The following is a 17578-nucleotide window of genomic DNA, read 5'->3' on the forward strand; positions in this document are numbered from 1 at the left end:
CACCTACGATGCGGACATGAACGAGCAATCGGTGCAGGTCCGTTGGGAGCAGCGCACGCAGCGCCCCCTGCTGGGACTCGCGGTGGCCTTCGCCGTCGCCTACGCCGTGCCGATCGTGGACAGCGACGCGAGCCGTGGCCTGACGGGCGCGTGCACGGCCGTGGAGTGGACGGTGTGGGGCGCGTTCGCCGCCGACTATCTCGTGCGCCTCATACTCGTCCGGGACCGCAGGGACTTCGTCCGTACGCACTGGATGGACCTGTGCGCGGTGATCCTGCCGATTCTCCAGCCGCTGCGGCTGCTGCGGCTGGTCGCGACGCTCACGCTGGTCGGGCGGCGGGCCCGGATGGACCAGCAGATCCGGCTGACGACCTACGTCGGGGGCGCGGTCGTCGGTCTGCTGATGTTCGGCTCGCTCGCGGTGCTGTCGGTGGAGCGGGAGTCGCCGAACGGGAACATCAAGACGCTGGGTGACGCCGTGTGGTGGTCGTTCACCACGATGACGACGGTGGGGTACGGGGATCACGCGCCGACCACCGGTCTCGGGCGGATGATCGCGGTCGGGCTGATGCTCTCCGGGATCGCGCTGCTCGGTGTCGTGACCGCGAACATCGCCGCGTGGTTCATCTCGCGGTTCGAGAAGGACGACGTGGAGGAGCGGCGGCAGACGGCGGCGATCGAGTCGCTCACGGAGGAAGTGCGGGCGCTCCGTGCGGAGGTGGCTGCGCTGGCTGGTGGGACCGGGGGTGTTCGGCACCCGGTGCCGGGGGGTGCGGAGGAGCGTTCGCGCTAGCGCGCGGGGGGTTCGTTGTCGGGTGCGGGTCCGCTGTGGCTGGGCGTGCAGTTCCCCGCGCCCCTGAAGGGCGGCCCCGCCCCTTTTCGGACTGCGGGCGCGCTGCCCCCCTCCGGCAGCGCGCCGCAGTTCCGGTGGTCCTCCCATGTCGTGCGGAGGACTTGACCCACTGTGACGTGCGACGGCTGCCGGGTGGGAGGGATCTTCAGCGCTGTCACCCGGATAGGTGAAACCTGCGCACAACAGGGCTGGTCAGACGCGCGGACTCAGATATGGCCGGCGCCCGCCCCCGCCGCCTCGGCGTTGTCGCCCCGCTTGGTGAGGAGCGCGACGAAGACCGCCACGACGGCGACCCCGGCGGCGACCAGGCAGGCCAGGCTCATGCCGGAGATGAACGTGTCGTGGGCGACGGTCGTGATCTTCTCGGCGAGTGCGGCCGGAGTGCCCGGGGCGACCGGTGCCGCGCCGACCTGGACGGCCTCGGAGGCCTGGTCGAGCTGGGCCGGGGTGAGCGGCGGCAGCTTGGCGTCGGCCCAGTTGCCCGCGAGGTCGCCGTCGACCTTGGAGGCCATCACTGCGCCCAGCACGGCCGTACCGAGGCTGCCGCCGATCTGCATCGCGGCCTGCTGGAGACCGCCGGCCACACCGGAGAGCTCCATCGGCGCGTTGCCCACGATGACCTCGGTGGCGCCGACCATGACCGGCGCGAGGCCGAGACCGAGACCGGCGAACCAGAGCGACATGACGGCGCCGCTGGTGCCCGTGTCCAGCGTGGACATGCCGTACATGGAGATCGCGGTGAGGGCCATGCCGCCCGCCAGCGGGATGCGCGGGCCCGTCTTGGTGATCAGGGCGCCGGCCAGCGGTGAGCCCACGATCATCATTCCGGTGAGCGGGAGGAGGTGCAGACCGGCGTCGACCGGGCTCATACCGTGCACGTTCTGCAAGTAGAACGTGACGAAGAAAAGGCCGCCCAGGAAGGCGATGGCCATCAGCACCATGAGGACCACACCGGCCGACAGCGGTACGGAGCGGAACAGCCCCAGCGGGATCAGCGGCTCCTCGACCCGCTTCTCCCACAGGGCGAAGAGCACGAAGCCGAGCACCGAGGCACCCAGGAACGTCCAGGTCAGACCGTCGCCCCAGCCCCAGGCCGGGGCCTTGATGAGCGCCCAGACCAGGCAGAACATGGCGCCGGAGAGCAGCGCGATGCCCAGGACGTCGAAGGAGCGGGGGGCGTTCTCGGCGCGGTGGTCGAGGAGGATCACCAGGCCGAGGACCAGCGCGATGACGCCCACCGGCACGTTGATGAAGAACACCGACTGCCAGCTGACGTGCTGGACCAGCAGACCGCCGAGGATCGGGCCACCCGCGGTGGAGGCGCCGATGACCATGCCCCAGATGCCGATCGCCATGTTCAGCTTCTCGGCCGGGAAGGTGGCCCGCAGCAGGCCGAGCGCGGCCGGCATCAGCAGCGCGCCGAACAGGCCCTGGAAGACGCGGAAGGTGACGACCAGGGCGATGCTGCTGGAGAAGCCGATCGCGCCGGAGGCCGCGGCGAAACCGACCACGCCGATGAGGAAGGTCTGGCGGTGGCCGAAGCGGTCACCGAGCTTGCCCGCGGTGATCAGGGTGACCGCGAGCGCGAGGAAGTAGCCGTTGGTGATCCACTGGACGTCGGCGAAGCTCGCGTCCAGGTCCTTCTGGATGGCCGGGTTGGCGATGGCCACGATGGTGCCGTCCAGGGCGACCATCATGACGCCGACGGCAACGGTGAACAGGGTGAACCACGGATGGCCGCGCAGTCCGTCGGACGGCGCCTTGTCCGACGGAGTGACCGGAGCCTTGTCCCCCGAACCCGTCGTGTCGATGGTGGTCTGACTAGTCATACCTTCGAGGCTAGTGACAGTCACTGACAGTTGACAAACCAATTCACAAGTCGGTAACTGTCACGTCACCCACCCGTACGCTGAGCTGGGCTGAAAGAACAGAAGAGGACCTCATGGAGACGACTGCCGACGAGATGTCGCACCAGACATCGCCCCGGGCGGGTCTGCGCGAGCGCAAGAAGCAGCGCACCCGCGAGGCGCTCCTGCGGGCCGCCCTCGAACTGTTCACCACCCAGGGCTACGAGCGGACGACCGTCGACGAGATCGCCGAGGCCGTCGACGTCTCCCAGCGCACCTTCTTCCGGTACTTCGCGGGCAAGGAGGAGGTCGCCCTGTTCACCCAGGGGGTCGCGGAGGCGCGCTTCCTCGTCGCCGTGCGCGAACGCCCGCCCCAGGAAGCCCCGTTGGAGGCACTGCGCCGCGCCGTCCTGGAGGGCTGGGACACCATCGGCGAGTCGATCGAGTCCGTCGTGCCGCTCGAACTGCACATGCGCGCCTACCAGTTGATCGAGTCGACACCCGCACTCCTCGCCGCCTATCTGCGCCGCTCCGCGGAGCTGGAGGAGGAGATCGCGCGCGTCATCGCCGAGCGCGAGGGACTCGACGTGGACGCGGACCCGAGACCGCGCGTCGCGGTGGCCGTGTTCGGCGGAGTGATGCGGATCACGGGCCGCCTGTGGAGCGAGGGGAGCGATCACAGCATCACGGCGATCCGCGAGTTGACCACCGCTTACCTCGACCAGGTGGGGCCCGCGTTGGCGGAGAAGTGGCGCACTGAGTGACGTATGAAGTGACGTATGGAGTGACGTACGCAACGGCGTGCGGAATGACGTCTGGAACGGCGCACGGAACGATCAGCTCCGGGCACCCAGCGTCACAATTTATCTGAAACTGAACCCGGTTTGCCCCAATTACCCTGCGAGAAACGTGATACCAGTCACTCGTTTAACGGGAGGCGCCAACCTTCTCCTAGGGTGTCCTCTCAGTGACTTCCTTCGACACATCCCCCCAACTGAACGTCTGGCGCGCACTGCTCGCGCTGGCCGTGGTGTTCGTGATGCTGGCCACCAGTGGCTGGACCGCACTCCAGGGCCATCGAGGGGCAACCCCTCTCCAGGCGTCCCGCTCCGCGTGGGAGCACGGCAGCGTCGCCGGACAGCGACTGCCTGACCCGGACACCACGCCGAGCCGCCTCGCCCGCTTCTTCGCGTCCCTCGACGTCCACGAGCGCACCCGTCTCGCCCACCGCTATCCGCTCGCGGTCGGCAACATGAACGGCGCGCCCGTGCCCCTGCGCTACGAGGCCAACCGTGTCGCCATCGACCAGCAGCGCCAGGTCGAGAAGAAGCGCATGCACGACAACCGGCTCTCGTCCCTGGGACAGCAGCAGGCCGGGCGCCGTATGCACCGCTACGAGGCGATGCTGGAGAAGGGGCGCGACTTCCTCGCCTTCGACCCCATGGGTTCGGGCCGGGTCGCCGAGGTCTTCGGAAACCTCGACCGGGCCGAGCGGATCTCCATCGTGGTGCCGGGCGTCGACACCGATCTGCTCACGTTCCAGCGCACCAACAAGAAGTACTCGGCGCCGGTCGGCATGGCACAGGCCCTCTACGGGGCCGAGCACGCCGCCGCCCCCCAGGCCCGTACGGCCGTGATCGCCTGGGCCGACTACACCACGCCCAGCGGACTCGGCATGGACGCCGCCACCGGCAGCCGCGCCGAGGAGGGCGCGATCCGGCTGAACGCGCTGCTGCGCGCTCTGCCCGGCCGTGCGCCCGTCGCGCTCTACTGCCACAGCTACGGCTCCGTACTGTGCGGCCTCGCCGCCCGCACCATGCCTTCCCGGGTCTCCGACATAGCGGTCGCCGGCAGCCCCGGCATGCGGGCCCAGAAGGCCTCCTCGCTGCACACCACCGCCCGGGTCTGGGCGATGCGGGACTCCGGCGACTGGATCCAGGACGTGCCCTACCTCGAATTCGGCGGGCTCGGACACGGCGCCGACCCGGTGTCGAAGGCGTTCGGGGCCCGGGTGCTGTCCGCGCGGGGCGCGAACGGCCACGCGGGCTATTTCACGCCGGGCACCGAGAGCCTGCGCAACTTCGCCGAGATCGGCATTGGCGCGTACCAGGCGGTGCAGTGCGCACACGAGGATGACGCGTGCCGAGAGGGTTTGTCCGACGCCCCGGCGGCGGGACGCGCGTAGAGGACGAAAAACTGCGGTCCGCCCAGGGAGGCGACGCAGACGTGCGAGCCGCTTACGATGGCCCGCATGGGTGACGTACTGGCCGGATTTCATGCCGCCTGGGAGTTCGAGTCCGACTCCGTGCTCATCCGCTTCGAACGGGGGATCCGTACGCCGAAGCTGTTCCAGACGCTCGGCGAACGGCGTATCCCCCTGGAGGCGATAGCGGGGGTCACACTGACGCCGGGCAAGCGCGGAACGGTCGTCCTGCACGCCGTGCCGCGAGCGGGCGCGGATCCGCTGATGGAGGCGGCCGCGGGACAGCTGAAGGAAGGGGGCGACCCCTATCGGCTGGTGCTGCCGGCCGACCGGGAGACCCTCGCCGAGTACTACGCGGACGAACTGCGCGCCGCGCTCACCGAGGACGCCGAACCGCCCGAGCGCTACCTCGTCGCGCCGCCCGAGGCGCCGCTCCACTTCAAGGCGTACGACGGGAAGGCCTCCTTCGACGGCAAGGCGGTGTCCTTCCGCTGGTTCTGGACGGGCGCGTCCTCCGCCAAGTGGAAGGCCGGCGACCAGAGCTTCCCGGTCACCGGCCTCAGCGGGGTCGAGTGGCGCTCCCCCGAGGTCTTCGAGGGTCATCTGCGGCTGCTGCGGCGCGAGCCCGCCACCGCGCAGCCCGCCCAGGCGGACCAGGACCCGGCGGCGGTCGTCTTCGGCCTCGGGTACGGCCCCGTCCACGAGTCCCTCCCGTTCGCCGCCTCGGTCCTCGCCGCCGTACGGGCCTCGGGCCCCACCCCGGTGACCGCGGCTCCCCGCCGCGACCCGGCCGACATCGCCGATCGCATCCGCCACCTCGGCGAACTCCACCAGGCGGGCCTGGTCACGGACGAGGAGTTCACGACGAAGAAGGCGGAACTGCTGGCCGAGCTCTGATGTCGTCGGCGGGGCGCGGCTCTACTCCCGTCCCGCCGACGAGAAGGACATGTCCGCGTACCGCTCCCCGGCCACCTTCGAGGCGATCGGCTCCAGCACCGCCCACTCGTCCTCCGTCAGGACGATCCGCGTCGCCGCCGTGTTCTCCTCGACACGCGAGCGCTTGCGCGTGCCCGGAATCGGCACCACCGGCAACCCGAGCAACGACGCCTGCTGCTGCACCCAGGCCAGCGCGATCTGCCCCGGCGACGCCCCGTGCGCCTCGGCCACCGCACGCACCGGCTCCAGCAGCGCGGCGTTGGCGGCCGCGTTGTCGCCGGTGAAGCGCGGCATCGTACGGCGGAAGTCGTCCGAGGTCAGATCCTGGTCGGCGTTGACGAACGAACCGGTGAGGAAACCGCGCCCGAGCGGCGAGTACGGCACCAGAGCGACGCCCAGCTCACGGACCGCCGGCACCACGCCCGCCTCGATGTCCCGGCTGAACAGCGACCACTCCGACTGCACCGCCGCGATCGGGTGCACGGCGTGCGCGGCGCGCAGTTCCCCGCCGGTGACCTCGCTCAGCCCGAGGTGCTTGACCTTGCCCTCGCGCACCAGCTCGGCCATCGTGCCCACGGTCTCCTCGATGGGTATGTTCACGTCACGACGGTGCATGTAGTAGAGGTCGATCACCTCGACGTCCAGCCGCTTCAGGCTCCCCTCGACGGCCTGGCGGATGTAGGCGGTGTCGTTGCGGATGGCCCGCTTCGTCGGCTCGGCGGGATCACGGAAGATGCCGAACTTCGTGGCGAGGACGACTTCGTCGCGGTGGGCCTTGACGAAGGGCGAGATGAACTTCTCGTTCTCCCCCAGGCCGTACACGTCGGCCGTGTCGAAGAGCGTGACGCCGAGTTCCAGCGCCCGTTCCAGGGTGGCCCGGGCCTCGTCGGCGTCCGTGGGCCCGTACGCGAAGCTCATGCCCATGCAGCCGAGGCCCTGTACGCCGACCTCGGGGCCGGCGGTGCCCAGTTCCACCTTCGCGATCCTGCTGTCCGTCATCGGGACCTCTCCGACGCCAGGGCACGCCCGGCGTCCGCATAGAAACTGATCTTGTGGTCGAGAACCGCCAGGGTGTCCTGGAGCTCGGCGATCCGCGCCTTGACGTCGCGGCGGGTCGCCTCCAGGAGCTCGAAGCGCGCGAGGTAGGTGTCGTCCCCCTCGCGCACCAGCTCCGCGTACCGGACCATGTCGGCGACCGGCATGCCGGTCAGCCGGAGCTTGCCGACGAGGTCGAGCCAGCCCAGGTCGCGGTTGCTGTAGCGGCGCTGGCCGGTGTGCGAGCGGTCGATGTGCGGCATCAGTCCGATCCGCTCGTACCAGCGCAGGGTGTGCGCGGTGAGGCCGGTGAAGGCGACGACCTCGCTGATCGTGTAGTTGTCCTGGCCGTCCGGGCGCCGGTGCCGGTGGGGCGGGGCGGCGCAGTCCCCGGTACGCGTACTGGTGCCGGTCTCGGCAGCCTCGGCCGTGGTCTCCATCACCGTCATGACCTCCACGCTAAAACCTTCGAGTGCACTCGAAGCAAGCGGATTCGGGCGAGAACCCGTCCGGCACCGTCCGACGGACGCCCGCCGGAAATATGGAGACGTGAGGGGGGCACCCTGACTACCGTACGGATCATGAGTCTCGTACGCCGTGCCGTGCCCGAGGACGCCGAGGAAGTACTGCGACTGCGCCAGGTGATGATCGACTCGGTCTTCGCCTCCGCCGGCCCCCCGTCCACCGAGTGGCACGCCCAGTCCCTCCCGACCGTACGCGGCAGGCTCGCCGACCCCGACGGGGACTTCGCGGCCTTCGTCGTGGACCACCCGGACCGCCCCGACCGGCCCGGCGCTCTCGCGGCGCTCGTCGCGGGGACGATCGAGTACCGGATCGGGCGCGCGGGCAATCCGCACGGCGCGGTCGGGCACGTCTTCAGCGTCGCGACCGATCCGGACGCGCGGCGGCGGGGGTACGCGCGGGCGTGCATGGAGACGCTCCTCGACTGGTTCCGCGAACGCAGCGTCCTCCAGGTCGACCTCAACGCGTCCGCCGCGGCCGAGCCGCTGTACGCCTCGCTCGGATTCGTCCGCAAGCCCGACCCGTCGATGCGGCTGCAACTGTGAGCCGCTTAGGCTCGTAGCCATGTCTTTGCAGAACAGCCTGGCGTCGATCGATAACTGGCCCGTTCCCACGGCGGCCGCGGCCGTCGTCCGCGCGGACGGGGCGGTGCTCGGGTCGCACGGTCCCGTCGACCAGCGTTTCGCCCTCGCCTCGGTCACCAAGCCGCTCGCCGCGTACGCCGCGCTCGTCGCGTACGAGGAGGGGGCGATCGAGCTCGACGAGCCGGCCGGGCCGGCCGGGTCGACGGTTCGTCATCTCCTCGCGCACACCTCCGGGCTCGCGTTCGACGAGCACCGGGTGACGGGCGCGCCCGGGGAGCGGCGGTTGTACTCCAACGCCGGGTTCGAGGTCCTCGGGGACCATGTCGCCAAGGCGACCGACATCCCCTTCGGGGAGTATCTGCGGCAGGCGGTGCTGGCGCCGCTCGGGATGACGAGGACGTCGCTGCAGGGGTCGCCCGCGAAGGACGGGGTGTCGACCGTGGCGGACCTGGTGCGCTTCGTGGCCGAGGTGCAGGCGCCGCGGCTGCTCGATCCGCGTACGGTCCTGGAGGCCATGACCGTCCAGTACCCCGGTACGAAGGGGGTGCTGCCCGGGTACGGCCACCAGAACCCCAACGACTGGGGGCTCGGCTTCGAGATCCGCGACTCCAAGTCCCCCCACTGGACTGGGGTTTCCTCCTCCCCGCGGACCTTCGGTCACTTCGGGCAGTCCGGTACGTTCCTGTGGATCGACCCGGTGGCGGGCGCGGCGTGCGTCGCCCTCACGGACCGGGCGTTCGGGCCCTGGGCGGTCGAGTCCTGGCCTCCGTTCACGGATGCCGTACTGGCAGCCCTACGAGGCTGATCCCACCGTTTTCTCGCCCCCGCCGCCCCTACCCGTCCCCTCCTCACTTGGGGGCTCCGCCCCCAAACCCCCGATCGGCCTCGGCCTCAAGGGGCGCGGGGAACTGCGCGACCAGCCCCCACCGGTCCGCGGCCGAAGAACTGCCTGCCGGAGTCTGGGGCGGAGCCCCAAGAGGATGAAGGGGGGTCAGGGCGAGGGGGTCATCTCCCACAGGAGCAGCTCCGCCGGAGCGCCCGCCACCGCTTCCAGGTCCTTGGAGTCGGTGATGCGGGCCGCGTCGCCGGGGCCCAACTCCTCGCCGTCCAGGAGCACTTCGCCGCGGACGACATGGACGTACACGAACCCGGCCTCCGGCACCGCCGTCCGCTCCCCCGCCGCCAGCCGCCGCACATGAAGCATCGCCCCGGCCTCGGGGACGGCGTAGGGCGTGGAGTCGGCGATGCCGTGGACGACTTCGTAGGACGGTTCGCCGCCGGGTGACAGCGGGGCCAGCCACATCTGGACGAAGACGAGGGGGACCGAGCCGTCGTTGCGTTCCACGTGGCGGACGCCGCCCGCGGAGCTGAGGCGCTGGACGTCTCCGGGACGGACCACCGACTCGTGGCCCGCCGAGTCGCGATGGGTCAGCTCCCCCTCCACCACCCACGTGACGATCTCGGTGTGACTGTGCGGGTGCTCGTCGAAGCCGGCGCCGGGCGCGAGCCACTCCTCGTTGCAGGCGATCACCGCACCGAAGCGGAGGTTGTCGGGGTCGTAGTGCGGTCCGAAGGAGAAGGCGTGGAAGGAGGTGATCCCGGCGTCCGGGTCACCTCCGTGATAGCGCTCGCCCGCGCGCCGTACGTCCATCAGATCCGCTCGTTCCGCCGTCGTCGCCGTACGTCCGTCACAACGGACACCGTAGCCCCGCCCCAGGCCCTCCCCCCGCCTACTTGCGACCCGCCGCCGCACGCCTCCGTCCTGATAAGGCAGTCTTGTCCCGTGCCCGAACCCGAATCCAGCAACACCGAGCGCCCAGCGCACGCCATCCACGCGCACTCCGCGACCCTGAAGCGGCTGGAGAAGTCCTCCGGCAGTCTCGCCGCCCAGGCCATCGCGCGGATGGACGAGACGCTGCCGTGGTATCGGGCCATGCCACCGGAGAACCGCTCCTGGATCGGGCTCGTCGCACAGGCCGGTATCGCGGCCTTCACCGAGTGGTTCCGGCACCCGAACACCCCGCAGGCCATCTCCACCGATGTGTTCGGGACCGCGCCACGCGAGCTGACCAGGGCGATCACCCTGCGGCAGACCGTGGAGATGGTGCGGACGACCATCGAGGTCATGGAGAGCGCGATCGACGAGGTCGCCGCCCCGGGCGACGAGTCCGTACTGCGCGAGGCGCTGCTCGTGTACGCCCGGGAGATCGCCTTCGCCACCGCCCAGGTGTACGCGCAGGCCGCCGAGGCCCGGGGTGCCTGGGACGCCCGCCTCGAATCGCTCGTCGTGAACGCCGTGCTCTCCGGCGAGGCCGACGAGGGTGCCGTCAGCCGGGCCGCCGCCCTCGGGTGGAACTCGCCCGAACATGTCTGCGTGGTGCTGGGTACGGCGCCCGACGGTGACAGCGAACTGACGGTCGAGGCGATCCGGCGGGCCGCCCGGCACGCCAAGCTGCAGGTGCTCACCGGTGTGCTCGGGGACCGGCTCGTGGTCATCGCGGGAGGCAACAACAATCCGCTCGGGGTCGCGAAGTCGTTGATCGGGCCGTATGCCGCCGGGCCCGTCGTCGCGGGGCCGATCGTGCCCGATCTGCTCGCCGCGACCCGCTCCGCGCAGGCCGCCGCCGCCGGACTGAAGGCGTGTTTCGCCTGGCAGGACGCCCCGCGCCCGGTCCTGGCGGACGATCTGCTGCCGGAGCGCGCGATCGCCTCGGACCCCTCGGCCCGCGAGCAACTGGTGGAGGAGATCTACAGACCGCTTGAAGAAGCCGGCAGCGCGCTGCTGGAAACGCTCAGTGTCTATCTGGAACAGGCGAGCAGTCTCGAAGGCGCGGCCCGGATGCTCTTCGTTCACCCCAACACCGTGCGCTACCGGCTCCGACGTGTGACTGACGTCACCGGTTGGTCGCCTTCGGATGTACGATCCGCCTTCACACTACGGATCGCGCTGATCCTGGGGCGTCTGGCCGATGGGGATCCTCAAGCCTAGGCTTTTGTCGGGGCTCTACAATTCCCCTTCGTGTTCTTCGTCCCTGTCCCCACGGGCGGCCGTGGCCGTCCACAAGAGAGAGTGTGAGAGTGCTCGTACTCGTCGCTCCCGGCCAGGGCGCTCAGACGCCTGGCTTCCTGACCCCTTGGCTCGATCTCCCCGGTGCCGCCGACCGCCTCGCCGCGTGGTCGGACGCCATCGGGCTCGACCTTGCCCGCTACGGCACGCAGGCAGACGCGGACGAGATCCGGGACACGGCTGTCGCGCAGCCGCTCCTGGTCGCCGCCGGTCTCCTCTCCGCCGCCGCGCTCGGTGACATCGCCGAGCTCGGCCCCGGTGCCGTCGCCGGTCACAGCGTCGGTGAGATCACCGCCGCCGCGTTCGCGGGCGTGCTCGACGCCACGGCCGCGCTGAAGCTCGTGCGCACCCGGGGCCTGGCGATGGCCGAGGCCGCCGCGATCACCGAGACCGGTATGTCGGCGCTGCTCGGCGGGGACCCCGAGACCACGGTCCCGCACCTGGAGAAGCTCGGCCTGACCCCGGCGAACGTGAACGGCGGGGGCCAGATCGTGGCCGCCGGCACGCTGGAGCAATTGGCCGCCCTGGAGGCGGACAAGCCCGAGGGCGTCCGCCGCGTGGTGGCCCTGAAGGTCGCCGGCGCGTTCCACACGCACCACATGGCACCCGCGGTCGAGACGCTGGCACGAGCCGCCGAGGCCCTGAGCCCCGTGGACCCGAAGATCGCGTGCGTCTCGAACAAGGACGGCAAGGCCGTCACGACCGGCGCCGAGGTCCTGCAGCGACTGGTCGGCCAGGTCGCGAACCCGGTCCGCTGGGACCTGTGCATGGAGACCTTCCAGGAACTCGGCGCGACCGCGCTGATCGAGGTCTGCCCGGGCGGCACCCTGACCGGGCTCGCCAAGCGCGCGCTGCCGGGTGTGAAGACCCTGGCGCTGAAGACCCCCGACGACCTCGACGCGGCTCGCGAGCTCATCGCCGAGCACGCCTCCGCCTAAGGAGCCGACAGAGCATGTCGAAGATCAGGCCCAGCAAGGGCGCCCCGTACGCGCGGATCCTGGGTGTGGGCGGCTACCGTCCCGTCCGGGTCGTGCCGAATGAGGTGATCCTCGAGACGATCGACTCCTCCGACGAGTGGATCCGCTCGCGCTCCGGCATCGAGACCCGGCACTGGGCCTCCGACGAGGAGACCGTCGCCGCGATGTCGATCGAGGCGTCCGGCAAGGCCATCGCCGACGCCGGCATCAACGCCGACCAGATCGGCGCCGTGGTCGTCTCGACCGTCTCGCACTTCAGCCAGACTCCGGCCGTCGCGACGGAGATCGCCGACAAGCTCGGCACGCAGAAGGCCGCCGCCTTCGACATCTCGGCCGGCTGCGCGGGCTTCGGCTACGGCCTCACGCTCGCCAAGGGCATGATCGTCGAGGGTTCGGCGGAGTACGTCCTCGTCATCGGCGTGGAGCGGCTGTCCGACCTGACCGACCTGGAGGACCGTGCGACGGCCTTCCTGTTCGGTGACGGCGCGGGCGCGGTCGTCGTGGGCCCCTCCGAGGAGCCGCACATCGGCCCGACCGTGTGGGGCAGCGAGGGCGACAAGGCCGGCACGATCAAGCAGACCGTGCCGTGGGACGAGTTCCGCGCCTCGGACCTGTCCCAGCTGCCTCGCGACTCCAAGGGCGAGATCAAGTTCCCTGCGATCACGCAGGAGGGCCAGGCGGTGTTCCGCTGGGCCGTGTTCGAGATGGCGAAGGTCGCCAAGGAAGCGCTGGACGCTTCCGGACTTTCGCCGGACGACCTGGACGTCTTCATTCCCCACCAGGCCAACGAGCGGATCATCGACTCGATGGTGAAGACGTTGAAACTGCCGCAGCACGTCACGGTCGCGCGTGACGTACGCACCACCGGCAACACCTCGGCCGCCTCGATCCCGCTCGCGATGGAGCGGCTTCTGGCGACCGGCGAGGCGAAGAGCGGCGACACCGCGCTCGTCATCGGCTTCGGGGCGGGTCTCGTGTACGCCGCGACGGTCGTTACCCTCCCCTAGGCACTCCGTGCCGGATCATCCGGTCCGTACGGACTACCGCCAACCCTCTCTGGATACACACCGAAGGAGCGCCTGACATGGCCGCCACTCAGGAAGAGATCGTCGAAGGTCTCGCCGAGATCGTGAACGAGATCGCCGGGATCCCCACCGAGGACGTCCAGCTGGACAAGTCCTTCACCGACGACCTGGACGTCGACTCGCTGTCCATGGTCGAGGTCGTCGTCGCCGCCGAAGAGCGCTTCGACGTCAAGATCCCGGACGACGACGTCAAGAACCTCAAGACCGTCGGCGACGCGACCGACTACATCCTCAAGCACCAGGCCTGATCCAGCGATCGGGCCCGGTTCGCCCGGCCCGGTCCACCGATCAGTCCGTTGCCCCGCCACCCGGCGGTGGCGCCGCTGAATCCTCGTATTTGGAGAAAGAATTCCCGTGAGCTCGACCAATCGCACCGTGGTCGTCACCGGTATCGGCGCAACCACACCGCTGGGTGGCGACGCAGCCTCTACCTGGGAGGGCCTGGTCGCCGGCAAGTCCGGTGTCCGCGCCCTGGAGCAGGACTGGGCCGCCGACCAGGCGGTCCGTATCGCGGCGCAGATCGCCGTGGAGCCGGGCGAGGTCATCCCCCGGCCGCAGGCCCGCCGTCTCGACCGCTCGGCGCAGTTCGCCCTGATCGCCGCCAAGGAAGCCTGGGCCGACGCCGGTTTCACCGACAAGGCCGGCGATGACGCCTCCGTCGACCCGGACCGGCTCGGCACCGTCATCGCCTCCGGCATCGGTGGCGTGACGACGCTGCTCGACCAGTACGACGTGCTGAAGGAGAAGGGCGTCCGCCGCGTCTCCCCGCACACCGTTCCCATGCTCATGCCGAACGGCCCGTCCGCCAACGTGGGCCTGCTCGTCGGCGCCCGCGCCGGCGTGCACACCCCCGTCTCCGCCTGCGCCTCGGGCGCCGAGGCCATCGGCTACGCCATCGAGATGATCCGCACCGGGCGCGCCGACGTCGTCGTCGCCGGTGGTACGGAGGCGGCGATCCACCCGCTGCCCATCGCCGCGTTCGGCAACATGATGGCGATGTCCAAGAACAACGACGACCCGCAGGGCGCCTCGCGCCCCTACGACGTCGCCCGTGACGGCTTCGTCCTCGGTGAGGGCGCCGGCGTCCTCGTCCTGGAGTCCGCCGAGCACGCCGCCAAGCGCGGGGCCCGGGTGTACGCGGAGGCGGTCGGCCAGGGCATCTCCGCCGACGGCCACGACATCGTGCAGCCGGAGCCGGAGGGGCGTGGCATCTCCCACGCCCTGCAGAACCTGCTCGACAACACCGACCTGGACCCGGCCGAGATCGTGCACGTGAACGCGCACGCGACGTCGACGCCCGCCGGTGACGTGGCGGAACTGAAGGCGCTGCGCAAGGTCTTCGGTGACGACGCCGACCACATGGCGGTCTCCGCGACCAAGTCGATGACCGGTCATCTCCTCGGTGGCGCGGGGGGCGTGGAGTCGGTGGCGTCGGTGCTGGCGCTGTACAACCGGATCGCTCCGCCGACCATCAACGTCGAGAACCTCGACCCCGAGGCCGAGGCGAACGCCGACATCGTGCGCGGGGAGGCCCGCAAGCTGCCTGTCGAGGGCCGCATCGCCGCCCTGAACGACTCGTTCGGGTTCGGTGGGCACAACGTGGTGCTGGCGTTCCGTACGATCTGAAATCGGCCGTAGGTGTACTGAACCGGCGTGTGGCCCGGGCCCCTTCTTGAGGGAGTCCGGGCCACACGCCGTTTGATGTCTGTTGGCTGCCGACTACGGCTTGTTCTGGGCTGGTCGCGCAGTTCCCCGCGCCCCTGAAGGACGCTCCCGTGGGCGCCTGTTCATACCACCTGGTGGAGCCAGCGGACCGGGGCGCCCTCTCCCGCGTAGCGGAAGGATTCCAGCTCGTCGTCCCAGGGCTTGCCCAGGAGTTTGGCGAGGTCGGACTCCAGGTCGCTCTCGCCGCGCTGGGAGCGCAGGAGGGCGGCGCGCAGGCGGTCCTCGGGGATCAGGATGTCGCCGTGGATTCCGGTGACGGCGTGGAAGATGCCCAGTTCGGGGGTGCAGCTGTAGCGCTCGCCCTCGGCCGTGGGGCAGGGCTCGGCGGTGACCTCGAAGCGCAGCATCTGCCAGCCGCGCAGCGCGGAGGCCAGCTTGGAGGCGGTGCCCACCTCGCCCTTCCAGGAGAACTCGGATCTCCAGGTGCCCGGCGCGGCGGGCTGCCGGATCCAGTCGAGGTTGACGCGGGTACCGAGCACGCCCGCGACCGCCCACTCGACGTGCGGGCACAGCGCGCGGGGCGCGGAGTGCACGTAGAGAACTCCACGTGTCGTCACTGGGGCCTCCGGACAGAGCGAGACATCTTGTAACTTAGCGGAAAGGCAGTGGCAGGGCGGCCACGTGGCGAGGCTACCGTGCGGCGGCGCAAGGAGTGTGACGTACCGTCGGTCCCAGCGCCCAGAAACATTGAGGTTTCACCCAAGGGGACGCGGTGCGACCGGTCGTGTACTGCGGGGTGTCGGCCAACCGTGTCGGACGGGTGCTGAGCAATCGTGCTTGACGAACGAGGGGACCAGGGGATGCGTCACAGGAGTCACCGTTCTCGGGCCGCCCTCGCCCTCGCGTCGGCGGCTCTCCTGGGCGTCGCCGTCGCCGGCTGCGACGCCGTCGGTGACAACTCCCCGGCGCCCGGGGGCACGACGGCCAAGGCGTTCCCGAAGCCGACCCCCGCCTGGGACCGCAGCCCGACGTCGATGGCCGCCGTCGGGGACTCCATCACCCGCGGCTTCGACGCGTGCACCGTGCTGTCCGACTGTCCGGAGGTGTCCTGGGCGACCGGCAGCGACACGAAGGTCAAGAGCCTCGCCGTACGGCTGCTCGGGCAGGCCGGGGCCGCCGAGCGCAGCTGGAACTACGCGGTGACCGGTGCCCGGATGGAGGATCTCCCCGACCAGATGGCACAGGCCGTCACGAACAAGCCGGAGCTGGTGACCGTGATGGCGGGCGCGAACGACGCCTGCCGCTCGTCGGTGTCGGCGATGACCCCCGTCGCCGAGTTCCGCTCCGAGTTCGAGGACGCCATGGACACCCTGCGCGAGGCGCTGCCCAAGACCCAGGTGTATGTGTCGAGCGTGCCGGATCTGAAGCGGCTGTGGTCCGAGGGGCGGAGCAACCCGCTGGGCAAGCAGATCTGGAAACTGGGTATCTGCCCCTCGATGCTGAGCGACGCGGACTCCCTGACCACGGCGTCGATGCGGCGGCGCACGACGGTGCAGGACCGGGTGGAGGCGTACAACCAGGTCCTGAAGGAGGTCTGCGCCAAGGACCAGCACTGCCGCTTCGACGGGGGCGCGGTCTTCGACTACCGCTTCGGCACGGACCAGCTGAGCCACTGGGACTGGTTCCACCCGAGCAGGGACGGGCAGGCGCGGCTCGCGGAGATGGCTTATCGGGTGGTGACGGCGGCGAAGCCGGTGAGCTAGGGCCTGTCGTTCAGATCCTTGGCCTAGGCTTTCGATCATGCACAGCGAATTCTTCGGCACTCTCCCCGACGGCACCCCGGTCCACCGCTGGACGCTGGAGCGCGCCGGGGTGCGGGTGCGGATCCTGACGTACGGCGGGATCGTCCAGTCGGTCGAGGTCCCGGACCGGGACGGGGCGCGCGCGGACGTGGTGCTGGGGTTCTCCGACCTCGACGGCTATCTGACGCACACGGGGCCGTACTTCGGGGCGCTGGTCGGGCGGTACGCGAACCGGATCGCCGGGGGCCGCTTCCTCCTCGACGGCCTCACCTGTCACCTGGCGCCGAACAACCCGCCCAACTCCCTGCACGGCGGGGAGCGCGGCTTCGACAAGCGGGTGTGGGACGCGGAGCCGGTCGATCACGGACTGCGCCTGACCCGGGTCTCCCCGCACGGCGAGGAGGGCTTCCCGGGCCGTCTGGAGGTCTCGGCGACGTACACGCTGGACGAGGCGGGCGCGCTGGGGATCGCGTACGAGGCGGTCACGGACGCGCCGACCGTGGTGAACCTGACGAACCACACGTACTGGAACCTGGCCGGTACCGGCAACGCCGGCGGCCACGAACTCCGGCTGGACGCCTCGCGGTTGACTCCGGTGGACGCCGATCTGATCCCCACCGGGGCGCTGGACGCCGTCGACGGGACGCGGTTCGACTTCCGTACGGCGCGGAAGGTCGGCGCCGGCTACGACCACAACCTCGTCCTCGACAAGGGGCTCACAGAGACCGCCGTCGAGGTCGCCGAGCTGCACGACCCGTCCTCCGGGCGGACGCTGACGGTCGCGACCACCGAGCCCGGGCTCCAGCTGTACACCGCGGAGCACCTGAGCGACCCCTTCGCCCCCGGGGACGGCGTCGCGCTGGAGACCCAGCACTTCCCCGACTCCCCCAACCGGCCCGAGTTCCCGAGCACGGAGCTGCGGCCGGGCGGGGTGTACCGGTCGGAGACCGTGTACGGGTTCGGCGTCCGCGGCCAGTAGCCGACGACCGGCGACCGGCGACC

General features: G+C 70.4%; 18 protein-coding genes. 13 read left to right on the plus strand and 5 right to left on the minus strand.

The window, feature by feature from the left end; translation table 11 throughout:
• The first annotated feature begins 16 nt into the window (after positions 1-16).
• Complete coding sequence (locus tag ACZ7M2_RS03690; protein WP_471593975.1) at positions 17-793, plus strand: potassium channel family protein; 777 nt, start codon at positions 17-19, stop codon at positions 791-793.
• Positions 794-1059: 266 nt separating this feature from the next.
• Here the strand turns inward: ACZ7M2_RS03690 and ACZ7M2_RS03695 are convergent, their stop codons facing one another.
• The gene (locus ACZ7M2_RS03695; RefSeq protein ID WP_352045720.1) at positions 1060-2682 is read right to left on the minus strand and encodes an MFS transporter; all 1623 of its coding nucleotides are present in this window, start codon (positions 2680-2682) and stop codon (positions 1060-1062) included.
• Between the two features lie 113 nt (positions 2683-2795).
• On the opposite strand from ACZ7M2_RS03695, the gene ACZ7M2_RS03700 reads away from it, so the two are divergent.
• The 3 genes from ACZ7M2_RS03700 to ACZ7M2_RS03710 all read left to right on the plus strand — a co-directional run bounded on the left by ACZ7M2_RS03700 (position 2796) and on the right by ACZ7M2_RS03710 (position 5800).
• Positions 2796-3464: a TetR family transcriptional regulator gene (locus tag ACZ7M2_RS03700; RefSeq protein WP_352045721.1), complete on the plus strand. Its 669-nt coding sequence runs from the start codon at positions 2796-2798 to the stop codon at positions 3462-3464.
• A 203-nt stretch (positions 3465-3667) separates the two neighbouring features.
• On the plus strand, positions 3668-4885 hold the full coding sequence (locus tag ACZ7M2_RS03705; protein WP_471593976.1) for an alpha/beta hydrolase: 1218 nt from the start codon (positions 3668-3670) through the stop codon (positions 4883-4885).
• Between the two features lie 66 nt (positions 4886-4951).
• Entirely contained in the window at positions 4952-5800 is an 849-nt protein-coding gene (locus ACZ7M2_RS03710; RefSeq protein WP_471593977.1) for a DUF4429 domain-containing protein, read from the plus strand.
• Between the two features lie 21 nt (positions 5801-5821).
• Here ACZ7M2_RS03710 and ACZ7M2_RS03715 read toward each other — a convergent pair whose 3' ends face one another.
• Together ACZ7M2_RS03715 and ACZ7M2_RS03720 are read right to left on the minus strand one after the other, a co-directional pair.
• Positions 5822-6838, minus strand: a complete 1017-nt coding sequence (locus ACZ7M2_RS03715) for an aldo/keto reductase (protein ID WP_471593978.1) — start codon at positions 6836-6838, stop codon at positions 5822-5824.
• Positions 6835-7323 (minus strand): MerR family transcriptional regulator, encoded by a 489-nt coding sequence (locus ACZ7M2_RS03720; protein ID WP_471593979.1) that lies wholly within the window; start codon positions 7321-7323, stop codon positions 6835-6837. Before ACZ7M2_RS03720 ends, ACZ7M2_RS03715 begins: the two co-directional genes overlap by 4 nt.
• A gap of 132 nt (positions 7324-7455) precedes the next feature.
• Between ACZ7M2_RS03720 and ACZ7M2_RS03725 the strand changes: the two genes are divergently transcribed.
• Together ACZ7M2_RS03725 and ACZ7M2_RS03730 are read left to right on the plus strand one after the other, a co-directional pair.
• Positions 7456-7941: a GNAT family N-acetyltransferase gene (locus tag ACZ7M2_RS03725; RefSeq protein ID WP_471593980.1), complete on the plus strand. Its 486-nt coding sequence runs from the start codon at positions 7456-7458 to the stop codon at positions 7939-7941.
• A gap of 19 nt (positions 7942-7960) precedes the next feature.
• Positions 7961-8785: a serine hydrolase domain-containing protein gene (locus ACZ7M2_RS03730; protein WP_471593981.1), complete on the plus strand. Its 825-nt coding sequence runs from the start codon at positions 7961-7963 to the stop codon at positions 8783-8785.
• 186 nt (positions 8786-8971) lie between these two features.
• Here the strand turns inward: ACZ7M2_RS03730 and ACZ7M2_RS03735 are convergent, their stop codons facing one another.
• Positions 8972-9634 carry a pirin family protein gene (locus ACZ7M2_RS03735; protein WP_471594513.1) on the minus strand — a complete coding sequence of 221 codons (663 nt, stop codon included), beginning with the start codon at positions 9632-9634 and terminating at the stop codon, positions 8972-8974.
• Between the two features lie 129 nt (positions 9635-9763).
• Between ACZ7M2_RS03735 and fasR the strand changes: the two genes are divergently transcribed.
• The 5 genes from fasR (at position 9764) to fabF (ending at position 14735) form a co-directional block, all read left to right on the plus strand.
• Positions 9764-10969, plus strand: coding sequence for a fatty acid biosynthesis transcriptional regulator FasR (fasR, locus tag ACZ7M2_RS03740; protein WP_471593982.1), 1206 nt, complete (start codon positions 9764-9766; stop codon positions 10967-10969).
• Positions 10970-11058: 89 nt separating this feature from the next.
• Positions 11059-11985, plus strand: coding sequence for an ACP S-malonyltransferase (locus ACZ7M2_RS03745; RefSeq protein WP_471593983.1), 927 nt, complete (start codon positions 11059-11061; stop codon positions 11983-11985).
• 14 nt (positions 11986-11999) lie between these two features.
• A complete protein-coding gene (locus tag ACZ7M2_RS03750; RefSeq protein WP_352045729.1) occupies positions 12000-13031 on the plus strand; it encodes a ketoacyl-ACP synthase III in 1032 nt (343 codons plus the stop codon).
• Between the two features lie 77 nt (positions 13032-13108).
• Positions 13109-13357: an acyl carrier protein gene (locus tag ACZ7M2_RS03755; protein ID WP_028800941.1), complete on the plus strand. Its 249-nt coding sequence runs from the start codon at positions 13109-13111 to the stop codon at positions 13355-13357.
• Between the two features lie 106 nt (positions 13358-13463).
• Entirely contained in the window at positions 13464-14735 is a 1272-nt protein-coding gene (fabF, locus tag ACZ7M2_RS03760; RefSeq protein ID WP_054231011.1) for a beta-ketoacyl-ACP synthase II, read from the plus strand.
• A gap of 161 nt (positions 14736-14896) precedes the next feature.
• Here the strand turns inward: fabF and ACZ7M2_RS03765 are convergent, their stop codons facing one another.
• Positions 14897-15391: a DUF3145 domain-containing protein gene (locus ACZ7M2_RS03765; RefSeq protein WP_403687853.1), complete on the minus strand. Its 495-nt coding sequence runs from the start codon at positions 15389-15391 to the stop codon at positions 14897-14899.
• Positions 15392-15634: 243 nt separating this feature from the next.
• Here ACZ7M2_RS03765 and ACZ7M2_RS03770 point away from each other — a divergent pair, with 243 nt between their 5' ends.
• Together ACZ7M2_RS03770 and ACZ7M2_RS03775 are read left to right on the plus strand one after the other, a co-directional pair.
• The gene (locus tag ACZ7M2_RS03770; protein WP_471593984.1) at positions 15635-16537 is read left to right on the plus strand and encodes an SGNH/GDSL hydrolase family protein; all 903 of its coding nucleotides are present in this window, start codon (positions 15635-15637) and stop codon (positions 16535-16537) included.
• 37 nt (positions 16538-16574) lie between these two features.
• Entirely contained in the window at positions 16575-17555 is a 981-nt protein-coding gene (locus ACZ7M2_RS03775) for an aldose epimerase family protein (protein WP_471593985.1), read from the plus strand.
• Positions 17556-17578: the final 23 nt, after the last annotated feature.

The sequence above is a fragment of the Streptomyces sp. NPDC111507 genome, from assembly GCF_055638955.1.